General features: G+C 70.0%; 21 protein-coding genes. 14 read left to right on the top strand and 7 right to left on the bottom strand.

The features are described 5' to 3' along the window. Positions 1-114: 114 nt before the first annotated feature. Entirely contained in the window at positions 115-2,865 is a 2,751-nt protein-coding gene (gene secA, locus ACT541_RS19560) for a preprotein translocase subunit SecA (RefSeq protein ID WP_476138887.1), read from the bottom strand. Positions 2,866-3,287: 422 nt separating this feature from the next. Between secA and ACT541_RS19555 the strand changes: the two genes are divergently transcribed. Further along, positions 3,288-4,160 carry a peptidylprolyl isomerase gene (locus tag ACT541_RS19555; RefSeq protein WP_476138885.1) on the top strand — a complete coding sequence of 291 codons (873 nt, stop codon included), beginning with the start codon at positions 3,288-3,290 and terminating at the stop codon, positions 4,158-4,160. A 282-nt stretch (positions 4,161-4,442) separates the two neighbouring features. Here the strand turns inward: ACT541_RS19555 and ACT541_RS19550 are convergent, their stop codons facing one another. Continuing rightward, positions 4,443-5,054, bottom strand: a complete 612-nt coding sequence (locus tag ACT541_RS19550; RefSeq protein WP_476138883.1) for a TetR/AcrR family transcriptional regulator — start codon at positions 5,052-5,054, stop codon at positions 4,443-4,445. A 389-nt stretch (positions 5,055-5,443) separates the two neighbouring features. On the opposite strand from ACT541_RS19550, the gene ACT541_RS19545 reads away from it, so the two are divergent. Genes ACT541_RS19545 through ACT541_RS19530 form a run of 4 tightly spaced genes read left to right on the top strand, consistent with a single transcriptional unit; the run spans position 5,444 to position 7,654 of the window. Next, the gene (locus tag ACT541_RS19545) at positions 5,444-5,704 is read left to right on the top strand and encodes a putative antibiotic biosynthesis monooxygenase (protein WP_476138881.1); all 261 of its coding nucleotides are present in this window, start codon (positions 5,444-5,446) and stop codon (positions 5,702-5,704) included. Positions 5,705-5,764: 60 nt separating this feature from the next. Continuing rightward, complete coding sequence (gene argJ, locus ACT541_RS19540) at positions 5,765-7,006, top strand: bifunctional glutamate N-acetyltransferase/amino-acid acetyltransferase ArgJ (protein WP_476138879.1); 1,242 nt, start codon at positions 5,765-5,767, stop codon at positions 7,004-7,006. 5 nt (positions 7,007-7,011) lie between these two features. Further along, on the top strand, positions 7,012-7,416 hold the full coding sequence (gene mutT, locus ACT541_RS19535; protein WP_476138877.1) for an 8-oxo-dGTP diphosphatase MutT: 405 nt from the start codon (positions 7,012-7,014) through the stop codon (positions 7,414-7,416). Positions 7,417-7,435: 19 nt separating this feature from the next. Next, a complete protein-coding gene (locus tag ACT541_RS19530; protein ID WP_476138875.1) occupies positions 7,436-7,654 on the top strand; it encodes a Flp family type IVb pilin in 219 nt (72 codons plus the stop codon). A gap of 23 nt (positions 7,655-7,677) precedes the next feature. Here the strand turns inward: ACT541_RS19530 and ACT541_RS19525 are convergent, their stop codons facing one another. Continuing rightward, positions 7,678-8,574, bottom strand: coding sequence for a methyltransferase domain-containing protein (locus tag ACT541_RS19525; protein ID WP_476138873.1), 897 nt, complete (start codon positions 8,572-8,574; stop codon positions 7,678-7,680). 110 nt (positions 8,575-8,684) lie between these two features. On the opposite strand from ACT541_RS19525, the gene ACT541_RS19520 reads away from it, so the two are divergent. Genes ACT541_RS19520 through queG form a run of 5 tightly spaced genes read left to right on the top strand, consistent with a single transcriptional unit; the run spans position 8,685 to position 12,288 of the window. Further along, the gene (locus tag ACT541_RS19520) at positions 8,685-9,506 is read left to right on the top strand and encodes a ComF family protein (RefSeq protein WP_476138871.1); all 822 of its coding nucleotides are present in this window, start codon (positions 8,685-8,687) and stop codon (positions 9,504-9,506) included. A 36-nt stretch (positions 9,507-9,542) separates the two neighbouring features. After that, positions 9,543-9,806 carry a glutaredoxin 3 gene (grxC, locus tag ACT541_RS19515; RefSeq protein WP_476138869.1) on the top strand — a complete coding sequence of 88 codons (264 nt, stop codon included), beginning with the start codon at positions 9,543-9,545 and terminating at the stop codon, positions 9,804-9,806. Between the two features lie 12 nt (positions 9,807-9,818). Continuing rightward, complete coding sequence (locus ACT541_RS19510; RefSeq protein ID WP_476138867.1) at positions 9,819-10,670, top strand: carbon-nitrogen hydrolase family protein; 852 nt, start codon at positions 9,819-9,821, stop codon at positions 10,668-10,670. Beyond that, positions 10,667-11,116 (top strand): DUF1178 family protein, encoded by a 450-nt coding sequence (locus tag ACT541_RS19505; RefSeq protein ID WP_476138865.1) that lies wholly within the window; start codon positions 10,667-10,669, stop codon positions 11,114-11,116. Before ACT541_RS19510 ends, ACT541_RS19505 begins: the two co-directional genes overlap by 4 nt. Next, the gene (gene queG / locus ACT541_RS19500) at positions 11,113-12,288 is read left to right on the top strand and encodes a tRNA epoxyqueuosine(34) reductase QueG (protein ID WP_476138863.1); all 1,176 of its coding nucleotides are present in this window, start codon (positions 11,113-11,115) and stop codon (positions 12,286-12,288) included. Before ACT541_RS19505 ends, queG begins: the two co-directional genes overlap by 4 nt. Here queG and ACT541_RS19495 read toward each other — a convergent pair. The 3 genes from ACT541_RS19495 to ACT541_RS19485 form a co-directional block, all read right to left on the bottom strand. Then, positions 12,276-12,878, bottom strand: coding sequence for a DsbA family protein (locus ACT541_RS19495; RefSeq protein WP_476138861.1), 603 nt, complete (start codon positions 12,876-12,878; stop codon positions 12,276-12,278). The two genes, queG and ACT541_RS19495, sit on opposite strands and share 13 nt — an antisense overlap. A 124-nt stretch (positions 12,879-13,002) precedes the next feature. Continuing rightward, positions 13,003-14,484 carry a methyl-accepting chemotaxis protein gene (locus ACT541_RS19490; RefSeq protein WP_476138859.1) on the bottom strand — a complete coding sequence of 494 codons (1,482 nt, stop codon included), beginning with the start codon at positions 14,482-14,484 and terminating at the stop codon, positions 13,003-13,005. 190 nt (positions 14,485-14,674) lie between these two features. Beyond that, positions 14,675-16,051, bottom strand: a complete 1,377-nt coding sequence (locus ACT541_RS19485; RefSeq protein ID WP_476138857.1) for an MATE family efflux transporter — start codon at positions 16,049-16,051, stop codon at positions 14,675-14,677. A gap of 152 nt (positions 16,052-16,203) precedes the next feature. On the opposite strand from ACT541_RS19485, the gene ACT541_RS19480 reads away from it, so the two are divergent. From ACT541_RS19480 to ACT541_RS19465, 4 genes are all read left to right on the top strand, one after another. Next, on the top strand, positions 16,204-17,415 hold the full coding sequence (locus ACT541_RS19480) for a lytic murein transglycosylase (RefSeq protein ID WP_476138855.1): 1,212 nt from the start codon (positions 16,204-16,206) through the stop codon (positions 17,413-17,415). 61 nt (positions 17,416-17,476) lie between these two features. Then, positions 17,477-18,313, top strand: coding sequence for a 3'(2'),5'-bisphosphate nucleotidase CysQ (gene cysQ / locus ACT541_RS19475; protein ID WP_476138853.1), 837 nt, complete (start codon positions 17,477-17,479; stop codon positions 18,311-18,313). Between the two features lie 56 nt (positions 18,314-18,369). Further along, the gene (locus ACT541_RS19470; RefSeq protein ID WP_476138851.1) at positions 18,370-18,912 is read left to right on the top strand and encodes a D-glycero-alpha-D-manno-heptose-1,7-bisphosphate 7-phosphatase; all 543 of its coding nucleotides are present in this window, start codon (positions 18,370-18,372) and stop codon (positions 18,910-18,912) included. Further along, a complete protein-coding gene (locus ACT541_RS19465) occupies positions 18,909-20,114 on the top strand; it encodes an AGE family epimerase/isomerase (RefSeq protein ID WP_476138849.1) in 1,206 nt (401 codons plus the stop codon). Before ACT541_RS19470 ends, ACT541_RS19465 begins: the two co-directional genes overlap by 4 nt. Before the next feature lie 4 nt (positions 20,115-20,118). Here the strand turns inward: ACT541_RS19465 and ACT541_RS19460 are convergent, their stop codons facing one another. Continuing rightward, a complete protein-coding gene (locus ACT541_RS19460; protein WP_476138847.1) occupies positions 20,119-20,895 on the bottom strand; it encodes a bestrophin-like domain in 777 nt (258 codons plus the stop codon). Positions 20,896-21,195: the final 300 nt, after the last annotated feature.

Raw genomic sequence — 21,195 nt, 5'->3', positions numbered from 1 at the left:
CCCGTGATGCCCGTCGTGTCGTAGCACGTCTCCACGACGTCGCGCCCCCGAGTCCCCCCGAAACGACGAAGGCCGCCCGGAGGCGGCCTTCGCGAAGGTGGTGGCGTCGCCCGGTCAGGCGAAGGCGCCGTGGCAGTGCTTGTACTTCTTGCCCGAGCCGCAGGGGCAGGGCGCGTTGCGCGCGACCTGGCCCCAGGTGGTCGGATCGGCCGGATCGACGGCGCGGCCGAGCGGCGCGTCGCCAGTGATCTGGTCGCGACCGGTCGAGGCGTCGAGATGGCTCGCCGCGACGCCTTCGATCGGCTGCGGCTCGGCCGGGGCCAGTTCGACGCGCATCATCTGGGCGGTGACGGCGCGGCGCAGGCCGGTCAGCAGGGCCTCGAACAGGGTGAAGGCCTCGGTCTTGTACTCGTTCAGCGGATCGCGCTGGGCGTAGCCGCGGAAGCCGATGACCTGACGCAGGTGGTCGAGGGTGACGAGATGCTCGCGCCACAGGTGGTCGAGGGTCTGCAGCAGCACGGCCTTCTCGACGTAGCGCATGGTCTCGGGACCGAAGCGCTCGGTCTTGTCGTCCATGATGGCGTCGGCGGCGGCGGTGACGCGGTGGATCACCTCGTCCTCGGCGATGCCCTCTTCCTTGGCCCAGTCGGAGATCGCCAGTTCCATGCCGAGCATGTCGGCGATCTCGTCGTGCAGGCCGGGCACGTCCCACTGTTCGGGATAGGCGTGCTCGGGGATGTGCTTCTTGACGAGGTCGTGGATGGCGTCGTGACGCATCGACGTCACGGTCTCCTCGACGTCCTCGCCGGTCATCAGCTCGACGCGCTGCTCGAAGACCACCTTGCGCTGGTCGTTCATGACGTTGTCGAACTTGAGGATGTTCTTGCGGATGTCGAAGTTGCGGGCCTCGACCTTCTGCTGCGCCTTCTCCAGAGCCTTGTTGATCCAGGGATGGACGATCGCCTCGTCCTCCTTGAGACCGAGCTTCTGCAGCATGCCGTCCATGCGGTCGGTGCCGAAGATGCGCATCAGATCGTCCTGCAGCGACAGGAAGAACTTGGAGTGGCCGGGGTCGCCCTGACGGCCGGAGCGGCCGCGCAGCTGGTTGTCGATGCGGCGGCTCTCGTGGCGCTCGGTGCCGAGCACGTAGAGACCGCCGGCCTTCAGCGCCTTCTCCTTGAGCAAGGCGACGGAGGCACGGATCGCGCTGGCGGCCTCGTCGCGGCCGGGGCCTTCCGGCACCTCGGCGAGCTCGTAGCGGATGCGCATGTCGGCGTTGCCGCCGAGCTGGATGTCGGTGCCGCGGCCGGCCATGTTGGTGGCGATGGTGATGGCACCGGGCAGACCCGCCTGCGCCACGATCACGGCTTCCTGCTCGTGATAGCGGGCGTTCAGGACGGTGAAGACCTTCTCGCCGTCGGCGCCCTTGTAGATCATGGCGATCGCCGAAGGATCGGTCAGGTCGACCTGGCGGTAACCCTCCTTCTTCAGCTCCTCGGCCAGATGCTCGGACTTCTCGATCGACGTCGTACCGACGAGGATCGGCTGGCCGGCCTCGTGGCATTCGGTGATCAGACGGATCACCGCGCGCAGCTTCTCGGCCTCGGTGCGATAGACCTCGTCGTCCTCGTCGACGCGGGAAATCGGCAGATTGGTCGGGATCTCGAGCACTTCGAGCCCGTAGATGTCGAGGAACTCGTCCGCTTCGGTCAGCGCCGTACCGGTCATGCCGGCGAGCTTCTCGTACATGCGGAAGTAGTTCTGGAAGGTGATCGAGGCGAGGGTCTGGTTCTCGGGCTGGATCTGGACGCGTTCCTTGGCCTCGAGCGCCTGGTGCAGGCCTTCCGAATAGCGACGACCGGGCATCATGCGGCCGGTGAACTCGTCGATGATGATGACCTCGCCGCCCTTGACGATGTAGTCCTTGTCGCGCTGGAACAGCGTGTAGGCACGCAGCGCCTGATTGACGTGGTGGACGACGGTGACGTTCTCGACGTCGTAGAGATTGTCGCCCTTGAGGAGGCCGGCGGCGGCGAGCTGCTGCTCGATCTTGACCATGCCGGCTTCGGTGAAGGACGAGGAGCGCTGCTTCTCGTCGACCTCGTAGTCCTCCTTGGCCTTGAGGCCCGGGATGAAGCGGTCGATGGTGTTGTAGAGGTCGGAGCGGTCGTCGAGCGGGCCGGAGATGATCAGCGGCGTGCGCGCCTCGTCGATCAGGATGCTGTCCACCTCGTCGACGATGGCGTAGGCGTGACCGCGCTGCACCATCTGCTCGAACTCGTACTTCATGTTGTCGCGCAGATAGTCGAAGCCGAGCTCGTTGTTGGTGCCGTAGGTGACGTCGCAGGCGTAGGCGGCCTTGCGCTCCTCGTCGGACATGCCGTGGACGATGACGCCCGTGGTCAGCCCGAGGAAGCCGTAGATCTGCGCCATCCACTCGGCGTCGCGCTTGGCGAGGTAGTCGTTGACGGTGACGACGTGGACGCCCTTGGCCGGCAGCGCGTTGAGATAGACCGCGAGGGTGGCGACCAGCGTCTTGCCTTCGCCGGTCTTCATCTCCGAGATCTTGCCCTCGTGGAGGACCATGCCGCCGATCATCTGCACGTCGTAGTGACGCTGGCCGATGACGCGCTTGGCCGCTTCGCGCACGGTGGCGAAGGCGGGGACGAGGAGATCGTCGAGATCGGTTCCGGCGGCGAGCTGTTCGCGGAACTGCCGCGTGCGATCGCGCAGTTCGTCGTCCGTCAGCTTGACGAGCTCGGGCTCGAGGGCGGCGATGGCATCGACCCGCGGACGATACATCTTGATCTTGCGGTCGTTGGCGGTGCCGAAGAGCTTCTTGGCGAGCGTTCCGAGGCCGATCATCTTGGCCCTTCCTCGAGGTCGTGGCTTCTGTGGCGGGCGGCGTCGAAAGACGCAACCCGATCCCGCGGGCGTATCCCGCGGTCGCCGGCGCGGCGCTCCTCCCATTGCCGACCGAATGCGACGAGGGTGCGACGCGGGGCGGGTGGCTCGAGGTTCGAACACGGCCGAACGACGCCCGCACCCGAGGGGCGCGGGCGGCACGTCCGAGATAAGAGTGGGGTCCGCGGTTGTCAACGGCGCGGCGACGCGCCAATCTCGCGTCGAATCGACCTTCGTCAAGTCCGACGGAGGGTCGGCGTCATATGTTCGCCACATCGGCCGTCCCCTCTCGTCGCGAGGCCGGGGCCGTCCAGGCGCCGGCGAACCGGACCCTCCCGCCCTTCCGCGGCCCTGCCCGCACCGTCTTCAGGAACGCTTCCTCCATGAACCGCACCCGCAGCTTCCGCACTCTCGCGCTCGCTCTTCTCGCCGGCATCGCCCTCGGCGGCGCGGCCATGGCCGAGGACAAGGTCTTCGCCCGGGTCGACGGCCAGGCGATCACCCAGGCCGACGTCTCCGCGATGATGGCCTCGCTCGGGCCGCAGCTCGCCCAGCTGCCGGAGGCCGAGCGGCTGAAGACCGTGGTCGACCGTCTGGTCGACATGCGCGTCATCGCCGCGGCCGCCGCCAAGGACGGTCTCGAGGACAGCCCGAACTACAAGGCGCGCATCGCCCAGGTCCGCACCCAGCTGCTGGTCGCCGAGTACGTGAAGTCGAAGGTCGAGGGCTCGGTGACGCCGGAGATGGTCAAGGCGCGCTACGACAAGGACGCCGCCGGCTTCAACCCGCCGGAAGAGTTCCACGCCCGCCACGTGCTGGTGAAGACCGAGGACGAGGCCAAGGCCATCCTCGCCGATCTCGCCAAGGGCGGCGACTTCGCCAAGATCGCCGAGGAGAAGTCGCAGGATCCGGGCTCGGCCAAGCAAGGCGGCGACCTCGGCTGGTTCGCCGCCGGCGACATGGTGCCGGACTTCGAGAAGGCCGTCGCGGAGCTGAAGCCGGGCGAGACCGCCAAGGCGCCGGTCAAGACGCAGTTCGGCTTCCACGTCATCAAGCTCGAGGAGAAGCGCAAGCAGCCGGTCCCGAGCCTCGACGACGTCAAGGATCAGGTGCGTCAGGCGGTGATCGGCGACGTCTTCACCCAGAAGCTCGACGCGCTGAAGAAGGCCGCCAAGATCGAGGTCGACGACGCGGCGATCAAGGCGGCGACGCCGACCCCCGCGGCCCCGGCTGCGCCGGCCGCTCCGGCGAAGTGATCGAACGCCGTCGTTCGACGACGCGATGCGAAGAGCCCCGGTCCGCAAGGCCCGGGGCTCTTCTTTTTGCGAGGCGCCTCAGGTCGGACGTAGGACGTTTCGGTTCTCTCGTTTCTGTTCGGCTTCACCCTGAGGTGCCCGGCAAAGCCGGGCCTCGAAGGGCGAAGTCGTCGACGGGGCGTGCCCCACGGTCCTTCGCGCTTCGAGGCTCGCTTGCGCTCGCACCTCAGCATGAAGGGCCTTCGCGACGGCGATAAAGGTCGTAGCTTCGAGTCTTCGGTGTCACCCCTTGTGCGGCAGGGTGCCGACCAGGCCGGCGACGAGGGCGGGGATGTCGGCCTCGTCGAGGCGGCCGGTGAGCAGGCGGAACCAGTTCAGCGCGGCGACGTATTCGCGCAGCACCGCGGCGGTGGCGGCGTCGGCGATCTCGCCGCGGGCGACGGCGCGGGCGAAGATCGGCGTCAGCGGGAAGTCGGGATCGGCCAGAACCGCGGCGAAGGCGGCCTGGGCGGCGGCGTCGTTCTGGGCGTCGGCGATGATCGCGGCATAGGCCCGTCCCGCCGGGCCCTCGCGCCAGAAACGCCACAGCTCGCCGAGAAGAATGGTCAGGTCGCCGGCGAGGCTGCCGGTGTCGGGCCGCGACAGGGCGTCGACCTTGCGGCGGTCGTAGACCTCGAGCATCAGCGCCGTGCGGGTCGGCCACCAGCGATAGATCGTCGGCTTGCCGGCGCCGGCGAGACGGGCGACCGCCTCGAAGGTGAGGCCGGCCGGTCCCTTCTCGGCCAGCAGCCGTTCGGCGGCGTCGAGGATGGCCCGATGCGAGGCATCGCTGCGGCGCGGGCCGGCGGAGCGGCGGTGCGGCGCCCGATCGGTCTCGGCAGGGGTTTCGGACATCGACGGTCTCCTCGGCACGGGCAGCGCGACGCGCGGACGCCGCGGCGGTCGGCCGCGACGGCGGTTTCGCGGCGGACGTCGCTGCGTGCACGGCGATGCTAACACCCCTCTTGACGAAACGAAACGGGTCGTTCAGTTTATAGAAACGAAACGAGCCGTTTCGATTATCGTTCCGTCCGGGAGGTGCCGTCATGGGCCAGGATCGTTCTTCGCCACATCCGTCTTCTTCGCCGCATCCGCATCCGCATCCGCATTCGTCTTCGTCTTCGTCTTCGTCGCCGCTGCGGTCGGCGTCGGCGCCGTCGTGCTCGCGGGCGCAGCCGCCGGCCCGATCGGCGCATCCCTCGCCGGCGCAGCCCGCGTCGCCGCGCCCGTCGGTCCGGCGCTCCGTGGCGTCGCGTCTGTCGCCGAGGCGCCTCACGCCGCCGCGCGTCCGTTTCGCGCTCTGCGTCATGCTCGGGGCGTGGCCGTTGATCACGGTGCTGCTCGAGCTCTTCTCGCCGTGGACGGCGGCCTGGCCGCTGCCGCTTCGCACCCTCGTCATCGTTCCGTTGATGGTCTCGGGCATGGTCTTCGCGATCATCCCGCTGGTGCAGCGCCTCGCCGGGAGCTGGATCGCCGCAGGGGCAACCTGTGACGAGAGTCCTTGACGGCGGGCGAGGGGCGGATAAACCGGGCGGCGACCGTCCTTTCTCGAGGTGACCGATCCGATGTCTCACGCCGTCTCGCCGCTCGCGCCCAAGTCGAACCCGACCCTTCCGGCGATCGAAGGCGTCCGCTTCGCCACCGCCGAAGCCGGGATCAAGTACAAGAACCGCACCGACGTGCTCTTGGCGATCTTCGATCCCGGCACGACGGTCGCGGGCGTCTTCACCACCTCGAAGTGCCCGTCGGCGCCGGTCGACTGGTGCCGGAAGAACCTCACCGGCGGCACCGCCCGCGCGCTGGTGGTCAATTCCGGCAATGCCAACGCCTTCACCGGTCGCAAGGGCGTCGAGACGGTGACGATCACCGCCGACATCGCCGCCCGTGCCGTCGGCTGCGCCCCGTCGGAGGTCTTCCTCGCCTCGACCGGCGTGATCGGCGAACCGCTCGATCCGACGAAGTTCGAGGGCGTGCTCGCCGAGACCGCGACGCGGGTGGCCGACGGCCCCTACATCGCGGCGGCCGAGGCGATCATGACCACCGACACCTTCCCGAAGGTCGCGACCCGCACGGTCGACCTCGGCGGTGTCGCGGTCTCGATCAACGGCATCGCCAAGGGCGCCGGCATGATCGCCCCCGACATGGCGACGATGCTCTCCTTCGTCTTCACCGACGTCGCGATCGATCCGGCGGTGCTGCAGGGTCTGGTCTCGGCCGGCGTCGTCGACAGCTACAACGCGCTGACCATCGACGGCGACACCTCGACCTCCGACACGGTCATCGCCTTCGCCACGGGCAAGGCCGCCGCGCGTGGCCAGGCGCCGATCGGCTCGGCCGACGATCCGCGTCTGCCGGCCTTCAAGGCGGCGCTCGAGGGCGTGATGCTCGATCTCGCCCGGCTCGTCGCCCGCGACGGCGAGGGCGCGCGCAAGTTCGTCACCGTCACCGTCGAGGGCGCGGTCTCCAAGGCGTCGGCGCGGCGGATCGCCATGTCGATCGCCAACTCGCCGCTGGTGAAGACGGCGATCGCCGGCGAGGACGCCAACTGGGGTCGCGTCGTCATGGCGGTGGGCAAGGCCGGCGAGCCGGCCGACCGCGACCGGCTGGCGATCTGGTTCGGCGACGTCCGCGTGGCGGTCGAGGGCGAGCGCGATCCGGCCTATTCGGAGGCCGCCGCTTCGGCCCACATGAAGCAGGACGAGATCGACATTCGCGTCGAGATCGGTCTCGGCGACGCGTCGGACCGGGTCTACACCTGCGATCTCACCAAGGAATACGTCGCCATCAACGGCGACTATCGGAGCTGAGGCGCATGGCGCGAATCGTCCTCGTCGCCGCGGTGGCGCTCGTCGATGCCGACGGGCGCGTGCTGCTCGCTCGGCGCCCCGAAGGCAAGTCCATGGCGGGCCTGTGGGAATTCCCCGGCGGCAAGGTCGAGCCGGGCGAGCGGCCGGAAGAGACGCTGATCCGCGAGCTCCACGAGGAGCTCGGGATCGAGGTCAAGGAGGCCTGTCTCGCACCCCTGACATTCGCCAGCCACGGTTATGAGAATTTTCATCTGCTCATGCCACTCTGGGTATGCCGTCGATGGACGGGGACCGTCGTCGGGCGCGAGGGGCAGGAACTCAGCTGGGTTCGTCCACAACGTCTGCGCGAGTTCCCGATGCCGCCGGCGGACGAGCCGATCATCCCCCACCTCCTGGAACTCCTGAGGTGAGGCAGCCGAATGCGAAGCGATGTGTGACCACGACGAGACACCGGGAAGCTCCGCCCAGCGCCTGATCGCCGCGCTTGCCCGGGACGAGCGAGGCGCGACGGCCGTCGAGTACGGGCTGATCGCCGCGCTGATCATTCTGGTGATCGTCGCCGGGGTCGGTTCGACCGGCGGCGGCGTCGGCGACGCCTGGACGAGCATGTCGGGCAAGGCGGTCAACGCCATGCAGAACGCCAACTGAGAGACATCGATCCGTCGGTCGGATCACCTCTCGCCTTCGGTGTCCTCACCGAGGGTGATTTCGCGCGTCTGGAGCGCGTCGGCCAGTCGCATGGCGGCACTGCCGGGGCGCAGCGGCTTCTGCTGGCTCTCGTGCGGCACCCAGCCCGAGGCCGAGACGATCTCGAAGGTGGCGCGGATGCGCCCGTCGGGATCGGCGTGGCGTTCGGCATAGATCTCGGCGGCGCGCAGGAAGAACGCCCGCGAGGTCGGCCGGCGCGAACGCTCGACCAACGGATTGGTCGCCCCCATCGCCCGGAGATCGGCCATCAGATCGAACAGGCTGGCGTAGCGCACGGTGACGCGGTCGGTGTCGGTCACCGGCAGGGCGAAGCCGGCGCGCTGCAGGAGGCCGCCGAGATCGCGCATGTCGAGGAAGGGCACGACGCGCGGCGAGAGGCCGCCGGTCAGCTCGATCTCGGCGGCGGCGAGGCTGTCGCGCAACTCGTGCAGCGTCTGGCCGCCGAGCAGGCTCGCCAGGAACAGACCGTCCGGCACCAGGGCGCGGCGGATCTGCACCAGCGTGCCGGGCAGGTCGTCGACGAGATGCAGCGACAGGAGCGAGACGACGAGATCGAGGCTCGCGGGCGCGAAGGGCAGGGCCTCTTCGTCGGCCACGAGATCGACCGATCCGGCGTCGGGGCCGGCGGTGACGACGTGACCGACCTTGCCCGAGGCGGCGAGCCGGGCGGCGCCGGCACCGGCGAAGGCGCCGAGATCGACGGCGCGCTCGAAGCGGCGCAGCACCGTCGCCAGCCGATCGTCGAGGTCTTCGGCGACGCGGGCGAGGAGGAAATCGGCGCCGGGACGCGGCCGGGCACGGGCACGGGCTCGGCGGGCGGCGAGGAGGGCGCGATCGAACAGGCGGGGCGGCATCGACATGGCTCCTGCTTCGCACGGCCCGACGGGCCGCGTCAAAGGGGGCTGCCGCATGGGAAGGCGCTCGCGTGGCCACGCGAACCGGCCTAGTCTTCGTGCGGGAGGCGTCGACCATGGGGCGCAAGGGGGACGAGGAAGCCGAGGAAGATCTGCGCGAGCCGATCGCCGCCCGCATTCTCGCCCGGCTGATGGACGAGGCGCGGCGGGTCGGCAGCGGGCTCTTCGATCTCGTGCTGCCGCCGGTCTGCACCGCCTGCCGCAAGCCGGTCGAGCGGGCGCACGCGCTGTGCGGCGACTGCTGGTCGGGGCTGCGCCAGATCGAACGGCCCTATTGCGAACGGCTCGGCATTCCCTTCGGCTACGACATCGGCCCCGGCGCGCTGTCGGCCTCGGCCATCGCCGATCCGCCGGTCTTCGACCGGGCGCGGGCGGCGGTGCTCTACGAGGGGGCGGCCTGCGAACTCGTGCGGGCGCTGAAGTATCGCGACCGCACGGAAGCGGCGCGGCTGGTCGGCCGGATGACGGCGCGGGCGGGGCGCGAGATCCTCGGCGATGCCGATCTCCTGGTGCCGATGCCGCTCCATCGCAATCGACTGTGGGTCAGGACCTTCAATCAGGCGGCGCTGATGGCCTTCGAGATCGGTCGGGCGACCGGGGTGCCGGTCGACACCGCCGCCCTGATGCGCATCCGCGCGACGCGGCCGCAGGTCGGCCTCGCCGAGGCCGAACGGCAGGCGAACGTGCGCGGTGCCTTCCGCGTGCCGGCCTCGCGCAAGGCCTCGGTCGCCGGGCGGCGGGTGGTGCTCGTCGACGACGTCCTGACCACCGGAGCGACGGCGAGTGCGGCGACGCGGGCGCTCAAGCGGGCGGGGGCGATCCGGGTCGACGTGCTGACCTTCGCGCGGGTTGCTCCCGGCGGTCCGCTCGCGATATGAGGTGAGGGAGAGAAACCGCGTTCGAAGCAGGAATCGATGACCACGCCGCACGTTCTCGTCTACACCCGCGACGGTTGCCCCTATTGCACGATGGCCAAGGCGCTGCTGACCTCCAAGGGCGTCGCCTTCGAGGAGAAGAACGCCAGCCGCGATCCGGCGGTGCGCGGCGAGATGGTCGCGGCGTCGGGGCGCAATACATTCCCTCAGATCTTCGTCGGCGCGACCCATGTCGGCGGCTGCGACGATCTCCATGCGCTCGACGCGCGCGGCGGGCTCGACCCGCTGCTCGCCGGGGCCTGAAGGACACCCGTGATGACCGCATTCCGCGTTGCTCTCGTCCAGATGACCTCGTCGCGTTCGGTCGACGGCAACATCGCGGCGATGGACGCACTGGTGCGCGAGGCGGCGGCCGGCGGGGCGGTCTATGTCCAGACGCCGGAGACCACCGGCATCATGGACGAGGACCCCAAGCGCCTGTTCGAGACGCTGGCCTTCGAGGACGGCGATCGCACGCTCGCCCATGCCCGCGGGCTGGCGAAGGAGCTGGGCATCCACCTCCACCTCGGTTCGCTGGCGATCAAGGTCGGCGACGGCACCAAGGCGGCGAACCGCGCCTTCGTCATCGCGCCGACCGGTGAGATCCTGGCGCGCTACGACAAGATCCATCTCTTCGACGTGCAGCTCGCCGACGGGCAGGTCTATCGCGAGAGCGCGCGCTACGTCGCCGGCGATCGTGCCGTCACCGTCGATCTGCCCTTCGGCCGGCTCGGCCTCACGGTCTGCTACGACCTGCGCTTCCCGCATCTCTACCGAACGCTCTGCCGCGACGGCGGGGCGACGATGCTGGCGATCCCGGCCGCCTTCACGCGGCCGACCGGGGAGGCGCACTGGCACGTGCTGATGCGCGCCCGGGCGATCGAGAACGGCGCCTGGGTGATCGCGGCGGCGCAGGCCGGCGTCCACGAGAACGGGCGGGAGACCTTCGGCCACTCGCTGATCGTCGACCCCTGGGGGCGGGTCGTCGCCGAAGCCGGGATCGAGCCCGGTGTGATCTTCGCCGACGTCGATCCGGAACTGTCGGCGACGATGCGCGGCCGCGTTCCGGCGCTGGTGCACGATCGGCCGTTCGAACTCGCGTCGGCGGCCGGGGAGGGCACGCCATGATCCACTACACGCTGGTGTGCGATCGCGATCATTCCTTCGAGGGCTGGTTCCGTTCGTCCGACGATTTCGACGCGCAGGTCGCGGACGGTCTGGTGAGCTGCCCGATCTGCGGATCGGTGGCGATCTCGCGCGGGCTGATGGCGCCGTCGGTGCAGTCCGGCCGCGCCCGTGACGAGCGCGAGGACGCGGCACGGCGACAGACCGTGATGATGCCCGACCGGGCTCAGAAGATGATGCTCGACGCCATCCGCGAGATCCGCAAGAAGGTGACCGAGAACGCCACCTACGTCGGCGATCGTTTCGCCGAGGAAGCCCGCAAGATGCACTACGGCGAGGTCGAGCATCAGGGCATCTGGGGCGAGGCGACCACCGAGGAAGCCTCCTCGCTCTCCGAAGAGGGCATCGAGGTCCAGCCGCTGCCGGGACTGCCGGAAGAGCGCAATTGACCGTCGCGCCCGAACGATCGGGCGAGAGGGCCCCGCGGTTGCGCCGACTGGTGGCGCGCGAGGCCGAACGGCTCGGCTTCTCCGCCTTCGGCATCGCCGATCCGGCCGCGTTGGGCGACGCCGCGCGCGATCTCGCCGGCTTCCTCGAGGCGGGGCACCACGGTTCCATGGGCTGGATGGCGGAGACGGCCGAGCGACGCGCCGATCCGCGCGTGCTGTGGCCCGAGGTCCGCTCGATCCTGGTCTTCGCCTTCGACTACGGTCCCGAGACCAACCCGCTCGAGGGGCCGCGCGACGACGGGCGCGGCGAGATCTCGGCCTATGCCCGCCATCGCGACTATCACGAACTGATCAAGGGTCGGCTCAAGGAGATCGCCGGCAAACTCGCCGCCGCGGCGCGGGCGGAAGGGCCCGCTTGCGACCTCAAGGTCTTCGTCGACACCGCGCCGGTGATGGAGAAGCCGCTGGCGCAGGCGGCCGGTCTCGCCTGGGTGGCGAAGTCGACGCTGGCGATCTCGCGCAGGATCGGCGGCTGGTTCTTCATCGGCTCGATCTTCACGACGCTGGAGCTGCCGTTCGACGTGCCCGAGGAGCAACACTGCGGCTCGTGCCGGCGCTGCCTCGACGTCTGCCCGACGGGGGCGCTGCCGGAGCCCTTCCGCATCGATGCGCGGGCCTGCATCTCCTATCTGACGATCGAACACGCCGGGCCGATCCCGCGCGAGCATCGCGTCGCGATCGGCGACCGGATCTACGGCTGCGACGACTGTCTCGCCGTCTGCCCGTGGAACCGCTTCGCCGAGGCCGCGCGCGAAGCGAAGCTGATCGCGCGGCCCGAACTGGTGCGACCGCGGCTCGGCGATCTCGTCGGGCTCGACGATGCGGCGTTCCGGGCGCTCTTCGTCGGTTCGCCGGTCAAGCGGATCGGCCGCGACCGTTTCCTGCGCAACGTGCTCGTCGCCATCGGCAACACGGGGGACCCGGCCTTCGTGCCGGCGGTCGTCGAACGGCTCGACGATGCGGCCCCGGTGGTGCGCGGTGCGGCGGTCTGGGCGCTCGGGCGGCTCGATCCGGCGGGCTTCGCGGCGGAGCGAGCTCGCCGGGCGGCGGACGAGACGGATCCGGACGTCGCCGCGGAATGGGCGGCGGGCGCGGAGCGTCAGGCCGGGTGAGCCGATGTCCAGGCGATCGCCTGTTCGAGCCGATCGTCGCCCCAGAAGAGTTCGCCGTCGGGGGTGAAGAGGCTCGGTGCGCCGAAGATGCCGCGGGCCGTCGCCTCCTCGGTGCGGGCGACGAGCGCCGCCTTGGTCTCCGCCGATCCGGCCGCCTCCAGCATCGCCTCGGCATCGAGGCCGAGCGACGTCACGATCTCGGCGAGGAGGATGCGATCGGAAATGTCGCGGCCCTCTTGGAACTCCGCGGCGAAGACGGCGCGGCTGAAGGCGGCGACGAAGCCGTGCCTCTCGCCGACCAGCGCCAGGCGGGCGGCGAGGAGGCCGTTCGCCGGAAAGACCGCCGGCCAGACCAGCGGCAGGCCGCGAGCCTGCGCGATGCGCTCCATGTCGCGGCGCATGTGGCGGCCCTTGGCGGGGAAGAGATTGAAGGGCGAGGAGTTCCACCCCTGCGCCCGGAAGATCGGGCCGAGCAGGAAGGGCCGCCAGACCACCTCGTGGCCGGCGTCCCGCGCCAGATCCTCGATCCGCACCGCGGCGAGCCAGGAATAGTTCGACGCGAATTCGTACCAGAACTCGATCCGGGCCATCGGCGCTCCCCCGTCTTCCTTTCCCGCGAGGCTCGCCGATCGCGCCGCGGTCGTCGAGGGAAAAAGCGAAACGCCGCCCGGGGTGCGGGCGGTGTTCGAAGACGTGTCGGATCGAGCCGGTCGATCAGGCGATGGCGCGCGAGGCGTCCTTGACCTTGCGGGTGGCGTCGTCGATCTCGCGGGTGGCCGAGGCGATCGCCTGCATGCCCTGGTCGATCACCTCGACGCCGCGGGCGGCGGTCTGCATGTTCTCCGACATGTCGCGGGTCACCGCTTCCTGTTCCTCGACGGCGGAGGCGATGGCGGTGGAGATCTCGTTGATCTTGGCGATGGTCGCCGAGATGCCGGAGATGGCGTCGACCGCCTGACGGGTGTTGTTCTGCACCTCGGCGATCTGGGCGCCGATCTCGTCGGTCGCCTTGGACGTCTGGGTCGCGAGGTTCTTGACCTCGGAGGCGACGACGGCGAAGCCGCGGCCCGCCTCGCCGGCGCGCGCCGCTTCGATCGTGGCGTTGAGCGCGAGCAGGTTGGTCTGGGCGGCGATCGAGTTGATCAGGTCGACGACCTCGCCGATCTTCTGCGTGGCCGAGACCAGCGTGGTGATCGTGGCATTGGTCGTGTCGGCCTGGGTCACGGCCTCGCCGGTGATCTCCAGCGCATGCGAGAGCTGACGGCTGATCTCGGACACCGAATGGGCGAGTTCCTCGGCGCCGGCCGCGACGGCCTGGACGTTGGACGAGGTCTGGGTCGAGGCGGCGACGGCGGTGGCCGCCTGGGTGTTGGTGCGCGAGACGGCGTCGGTGATGGCACCGAGGTCCTCGTCGATCACCTTCTGCACGTCGTTGCGGCGCATGCGCTCGCGCACCATGTCGGTGATGTCGGTGGCGATCTTCACCACCTTGACGATCTTGCCGGAGAGATCGGCGACCGGTCCGTAGGTCGCCTGGATCCACACCTCGCGGCCGCCCTTGCCGATGCGCTTGAACTCGCCCTGCTGGGCGCGACCCTGACGCAGCGCTTCCCAGAAGGCGCGATAGTCGGCGCTCTCGCGATACTTGGTGTCGACGAACATCGAGTGATGCTTGCCGCGCACCTCTCCCGCGCCGTAGCCGAGCGTCGAGAGGAAATTGGTGTTGGCGTCGATGATGGTGCCGTCGATTTCGAAGGAGATCACCGCCTGGGTGCGGTCGATCATCGCCATCAGGGCGCGTTCCTCGGCGACCTTGGTCCTCTCCTCGGTGACGTCGATGGCGTATTTGACGACGCTCGTCGGCTTGCCCGTACGGTCGAGGATCGGGTTGTAGGTCGCCTGGATCCAGACCACGCGGCCGCCCTTGCCGACACGGGCGAATTCGCCACGCTGGAAGCGGCCGGCACGCAGGTCGTTCCAGAAGCGGCGGTAGTCCTCGCTCTCGCGGGTCGCCTGATCGACGAACATCGAGTGATTTCGGCCCTTGATCTCACCGATCGCGTAGCCGAGCGTCGCGAGGAAGTTCGCGTTGGCATCGATGATCGTTCCGTCCAGCGCGAACTCGATCACGGCCTGCGACCGGTCGAGGGCTTCGAGGCGGGCGTCGGCTTTGCGGTTGGTCGAGAAGAGAGCCATGGAGGGATTGTTTCCTCGTGTTCGCGTCGTTGCCCGGTGGTCCGCAGGGGGCGGAATCCGGCGCTTTCGAGCGAAAGTGACGTAGGGGCGTTAATTTAACCTGAAGGAATGCCGGATGTTTCTCGGCAACATCGAGAAATATGAGTCGAATGCGCGGCGATTTCTGCGGATCTGCGGCGATGTGTCCGCTTCAGGCGATGCGGGGGCGGCCCGTCAGGCGGATCCAGCGCAGCGTCAGGGCGACGGCGACGGAGCCGAGGCCGAGGGCGAGGCCCATCCAGATGCCGCGACCGGCGAGGCCGGCGGGCAGCGACAGCAGCACCGAGGCGGTCAGGCCGAGGCCCCAATAGCCGACGGCGGCGAGCATCATCGGCACGCGGGTGTCGTGCAGTCCGCGCAGCATGCCGGCGGTGACGACCTGGATGCCGTCGACCAGTTGGAACAGGGCGGCGAGCGCCAGGAAGCCGCGGGCGAGCGCGAAGGTCGCGGCGGCGCTCGGGTCGGCGGCATCGAGGAAGGCGCCGATCAGCCGGTTCGGCAGGGTGACCATGATGGTCGCGGTCGCCGCCATGCAGGCGACGACGACGCCGAACGCGGTCCAGCCGGCGACGAAGACGCCGCGTCGGTCGTCGCGGCCGAAGGCGGTGCCGACACGGACGGTCGAGGCCTGCGACACGCCGAGCGGCACCATGAAGGCGACCGAGGCGATCTGCAGCGTCACCGCGTGGGCGGCGAGCGTCGCCGTGCCGAAGAGGCCGGCGAGGAAGGCGGCGGCGTTGAAGATCGTCGTCTCGAAGGCGACCATCAGGCCGATCGGCAGGCCGAGGCGGAGGAATTCGCGCCAGCGCGCCGCGTCGAAGCGCCAGACGCGGCCGAAGAGATGGTAGCGGGCGAAGCGTCGGTCGGCGGCGATCACGAGGGCGAGCGTGCCGAACATGAAGCTGGTCGCGGCGAGCGTCGCCCAGCCGGCGCCGACCACGCCGAGCCGCGGCGCGCCCCAGTTGCCGAAGATCAGCGCCCAGCCGACGGCGGCGTCGACCGGCACCGCGAGAAGGCCGATCACCAGCGTCCACAGCGGCCGCTCCATCGCCGCCATGAAGCCGCGCAGGCCGACGAAGGCGAAGAAGGGCAGCAGCGACCACATCAGGACCCGGAGGATCGACGCCGCCTGACGCGCCAGCGCCGGGTCCTGGCCGAGCAGGGCGAGGATCGCCTCGGCCTGCCACAACACGCACCAGATCGGCAGCGCGAGGGTGGCGGCGACCCAGAGCGTCTGATGGAAGGTGCGGCGGATCTCGCGCACCGAATGGGCCATGCGGCCGCGCTCGCGCGCCACCATCGCCATGGTCGCCGTCATCACGCCGACGCCGAAGAGCATGAAGGCGTTGTAGAGATTGACCGCCAGCGCGCCCGAGGCGAGCGCCTCCGGGCCGAGCCGGCCGAGCAGCAGCACGTCGACCGTCGACAGCGCGATCTGCGCCAGCTGCGTCAGAACGAGCGGCCAGGCGAGCGACAGGGTGGCGCGGGTTTCGCGCATCCAGTCGGCAAGGGAGGGGCGGTCGGTCATGGCTTGCTGGTCGATCGTTCGAGGGCGACGTTCCTAGCACGGCGACGCGACGGCGGCACCCCCGCACCGCGCATGCCGCACGATTTCCGTCTTCGTGTGGCCACGTCGGACCGTTAAACTCGCGAATCACGAGCCGCAAGGAACCGCCTTCGATGTTCAGCCCAGCGAAATTCGCCGCCTCCGCCGTGTTCTGCCTCTCCGCCTTCGTGGCGGTGCCGGCGCAGGCGGAGGTGCCCTGCCGCACCAGCGGGTCGTTCGAGAGCTGGCTCGAGGGCTTCAAGCGCGAGGCGGCGGCCGAAGGGATCTCGCGATCGGCGATCGAGCGCGGCCTCGCCGGCGTCACCTACGATCCGGCGATCATCAAGCGCGATCACGGCCAGGCCGTCTTCCAGCAGAGCTTCCTGCAGTTCTCCGACCGGATGATCTCGTCGGATCGTCTCGCCCGCGGGCCGCGGCTCGTCTCTCAGCACGGTGATCTCTTCCGTCGGGTCGAGGCGAAATACGGCGTGCCCGGCGCGGTGCTCGTCGCCTTCTGGGGGCTCGAGACCGATTTCGGCTCCGATCTCGGCAAGTACAGGGCGCCGACCTCGGTGGCGACGCTCGCCTACGACTGCCGCCGCGCCGAGATGTTCCGCACCGAACTCAAGGGGCTGCTGCGCGTGGTCGAGCGCGGCGATCTGGCGCCGGAGGAGATGGTCGGCGACTGGGCCGGTGAACTCGGGCACCTGATGTTCTCGCCGCACGACTATGCCCGCTACGGCACCGACTTCGACGGCGACGGCAAGGCCAACGTCATCCGCTCGATCCCCGACGCGATGGCCTCGGGCGCCGCCTTCCTCCAGGCGCTGGGCTGGCATCGCGGCGAGCCGTGGATCGAGAGCGTCCAGGTGCCGGCCGAGATGGACTGGTCGAACGCCTCGCCGGAGGTGCACGCCACCCGCGCCGAATGGGCGCGCGCCGGGGTGCGTCGCGGTGACGGCGGCGCGCTCGCCGCGGGCGGGCCCGAGGCCTGGCTGTGGCTGCCGATGGGACGCAACGGCCCGGCCTTCCTCGCCTATCCCAACTTCGACGTCTACCTCGGCTGGAACAAGGCGATGGTCTATGCCACGACCGCCGCGGTCTATGCCGCGCGGATCAACGGCGCTCCGCCGATCAACCGTGGCCGCGGTCAGGTGACGATGCTGTCGACCGAGGACGTCCGGAAGCTCCAGACCCTGCTGCGGCGCCACGGCTATTCGAACGAAGAGGTCGACGGGCGCGTCGGTCAGGCGACCCGGACGGCGGTGCGCAAGGCGCAGGTCGCGCTGGGGCTTCCCGCCGACGCCTTCCCCGATCAGGCGCTGATCGCGGCGCTGTCGCGCTGAACCGCGGGATGCGACGACACGGCGTGCGGCTCGTTCGGGCCGCGACGCGAGGGGGGATGACTTGCCGGATCCGTTGATCGACGCCGTGCTCGCCGCCGGGCGCGCCATTCTCGACGTCGCGAAGGGCGACATCGGGCTCTCCGCCAAGGCCGACGCCAGCCCGGTGACGATCGCCGACGGCAAGGCCGAGGCGATCCTGCTCGAGGCGCTTTCCCGCATTCATCCCGACGTGCCGGTGGTGGCGGAGGAGAGCGTTTCCGCCGGCATCGTGCCGGGGGCGCTCGGCGACCGCTTCTTTCTGGTCGATCCGCTCGACGGCACGCGCGAGTTCGTTTCCGGCAACGGCGAATACACCGTCAACGTCGCGCTGGTGGAGGCGGGGCGGCCGACCTTCGGCATCGTCCATGCCCCGGCGCTCGGCGAGATCTTCGCCGGCCGGGTCGGCGAGGGTGCCTGGGCGGGGAAGGTCTCGCCCGACGGCACGATCGAACGGCGGCCGATCGCCGTGCGTTCGGTCGCCGCCGTTCCGCCGGTGGTGCTCGCCAGCCGCAGCCATCGCGGGGCCGAGACCGACGCCTTCCTCGAAGCCCTCGGCGATCACGCCTGTGTCTCGGCCGGGTCGTCGTTGAAGTTCTGTCGACTGGCGGAAGGGGCGGCCGATCTCTATCCCCGCCTCGGGCGGACGATGGAATGGGACACGGCGGCCGGCGAAGCGGTGCTCGCGGCTGCGGGCGGCGCGGTGGTCGGGCTCACCGGACGGCCGCTTTCCTGCGGCGACCGGACCGGCGGCTTCGCCAACCCGTGGTTCCTCGCCTTCGCCGATCCGGCACTCGGCGCCCGCGCCGTGGCGATCGCGGCGGAGGTGGCGCGTCGTGTCGCCGCGTCGGACGGCGTTTGACGGACCCGACGGGCGTGCTATCCCGCGACCCCGAGCAACAGGAGACGAGGACGGCGATGCAGGACGAGACGAGCCCGAGGGACCTTCGCCCCGCCGTCTTCTTCGATCGTGACGGCGTCCTCAACGTCGACCACGGCTACATCGGCTCGATCGATCGCTTCGAGTGGATCGTGGGCGCGCGCGAGGCGGTCCGGGCGGCGAACGAGGCGGGCTATCTCGTCTTCGTCGTCACCAACCAGTCGGGCATCGCCCGCGGCTACTATTCCGAGGACGATCATCATGCCGTTCAGGCGCATCTGCGCGACGGGCTCGCGCGGATCGGCGCGCGGATCGACGACGAGCGTTTCTGCCCCTATCTGCCGGACGCCGCCGTCGACGCCTATCGCCGCGACAGCGACTGGCGCAAGCCGGGACCGGGCATGTTGCTCGACCTGATGGCGCATTGGCCGGTCGACCGGGCGACGAGTTTCCTGATCGGCGACAAAGAGAGCGATCTCGAGGCGGCGGCCGCCGCCGGCATCGCCGGGCACTTCTTCGCAGGCGGCGATCTCGCCGCCTTCGTCGCGCCGCTCCTCGCCGCGCGGAGGATCGAGGCATGAGCGTCGCCGTCCCGTCTTCCGCCGCCCGTCTCGCCGCCGCGCGCGCCGAGGCCTTCGCCGCCTTCGAGGCGCAGCGAGCGTGGTTCGTCGACGAGGTCCTGCCGCTGTGGGCGACGACCGGCGTCGATTTCCGGAACGGCGGCTTCTTCGAGAAGATCGGCCGCGATCGCGCGGCGATCGAGGAGCCGCGGCGCACCCGGGTGGTCGGGCGCCAGCTCTTCGTCTTCGCCAATGCGGCGCGGCTCGGCTGGCAGGGACCCTCGCGGGCGCTGGTCTTCCACGGGCTCGAATGGTTCCGCCACGCCTGCCTCGGCCCCGACGGCACGGCGATCCGCACCGCCCTTTGCGGCGGCGCGCCGGACGACGTTGACTTCGAACTCTACGATCAGGCCTTCGCCCTCTTCGGCCTCGCCGCCGCCTTCGGCGAGACCGGGTCGGAGGATCTGCCGGCCCTGGCGCGTGGTATCCGCGACGGCGCCAAGGCGGGATGGGGGCACCCGGTCGCCGGCTTCGAGGTGGCGCGGCCACGACGTCTGCCGCTCGAGGCCAATCCGCACATGCACATGTTCGAGGCCGCCGTCGCCTGGGAGAAGGTGGCGCCGGCCGAGGATCGCGCCGACTGGGCGCGGCTCGCCGACGAGATCGGCGATCTGGCGCTCTCCCGCTTCATCGACCCGGCGACGGGTGCGCTGCGCGAATTCTACGACGGCGACTGGCGACCGATCGCCGGCGAACAGGGCCGCATCGTCGAGCCCGGTCACCAGTTCGAATGGGGCTGGCTGCTCGACGGTTGGGCGCGGTCGCGCGGTCGCGCCGATGCGATCGCCGCCGCCCGCCGGCTGATCGCGGTCGGCGAGGATCACGGTGTCGATCCGGCACGCGGCGTCGCCATCGCCGAACTCTTCGACGACTTCACGGTGCGCGACGCGGCGACGCGGGTGTGGCCGCAGACCGAGCGGATGAAGGCCTGGGCCGCGGTCGCGGCATCGGCCGGCGACGCGGACGAACGCGCCGACGCGCTCGAACGGCTCGCGGCGGCGACGCGGTCGTTGGCGCTCTTCGTCGATGGCGACCATGCCGGGCTGTGGTTCGAGCGCATGCGCGCCGACGGCACCTTCCGCGACGAGCCGCCGCCGGCCTCGACGCTCTACCATGTCGCCTGCGCACTGGTGGAAGTCGACGCGCTGTTCCGCCGGATCTGACGGATCAGCCGCCGCGCGCCAGCGCCGCGAGCGGGGCGACCGACACGGTGGTCGGTTGCTGGAACGGATTTCCCTGGATCAACACGATCGCCGCGGTGGGTGCCGCGGCTGCGGCGAAGAGCACGATCGCCACCAGCGCCGCGCGCGGATTGTCGACGTGGACGGCGGCGACCGACAGCATGGTGACGAAGCCGAGGAAGGCCATGCCCAGCCACTTCAGCGGATTGACGTGGGTCTGGCTGAGGGCGATCCGCCGGTCGCGGGCATCGCGCACGGCGATGACCTGTTCGAGCACCCGACCGTGGACGGCGGGGCCGAGCCTCTCACCGATGCCTCGATCGGCGACGAGGGCGAGCAGCCGATCGAGGGCCGCGGCGGCTTCGGGCGCGTGATCGCGCCGGGCGAGCAGGGGCCATTCGATCTCGGCAGCCGCGCGGGCATAGTCGCGCACGGCGGAAACGAGGGGTGCGCGGCGCTCGTCGTCGAGACCGCGGGTGAGCGCGACCAGCGACTGCAGACTGTCGGCCTCGCGGGTGACGGCATCGATCGCCCGATCGTGGGCCGACCAGGTGTCGTTGCCGAGGAAGGCGAGCGTCAGCGCGAAGAGCACGCCGATGATGTTGATGAAGGGCGGGGCGACGCCGGCGAGCGTGGCGAGACGCGGCGCGTGACGCTCCGACTTGAGGATCGTCATCAGGAGGGCGGAGGCGATCGCCGTGCCCACGAGCGCGATGCCGGCATAGCCCCAGTGATCCCAGGCACCCCAGTGGACCGCATCCATCGCGCATTCTCCCCCTTGGACGGGGCGATCTTGCGCCCGCGGGCGGGGGAGCGTCGATACGGGGAGAAACGCAGCGAAGGGCGGAACGACGATTTTCGAAGGCCGAGACGTTAATATCCACAGGCCCGAGCCGCGGAATCCGTCGCTTCGCCGTTAAGGGCGCGAATTTTCCTCCATGGGCGGCGAAGTTTTTGTGACGGGGGTGTTGACGCCTCCGAGCGTGGGGCCTATAACCCGGTCCAACGACGGCGGCCAACGCTGCTGACGACGAAATCCTTCGCTCTGGCGAACGGCTTCGGG

The sequence above is a fragment of the Pinisolibacter sp. DMC100 genome, assembly GCF_056313705.1.
Note: the sequence above shows the minus strand (reverse complement) of the source record. Positions and strands in the feature narration are given on the sequence as shown.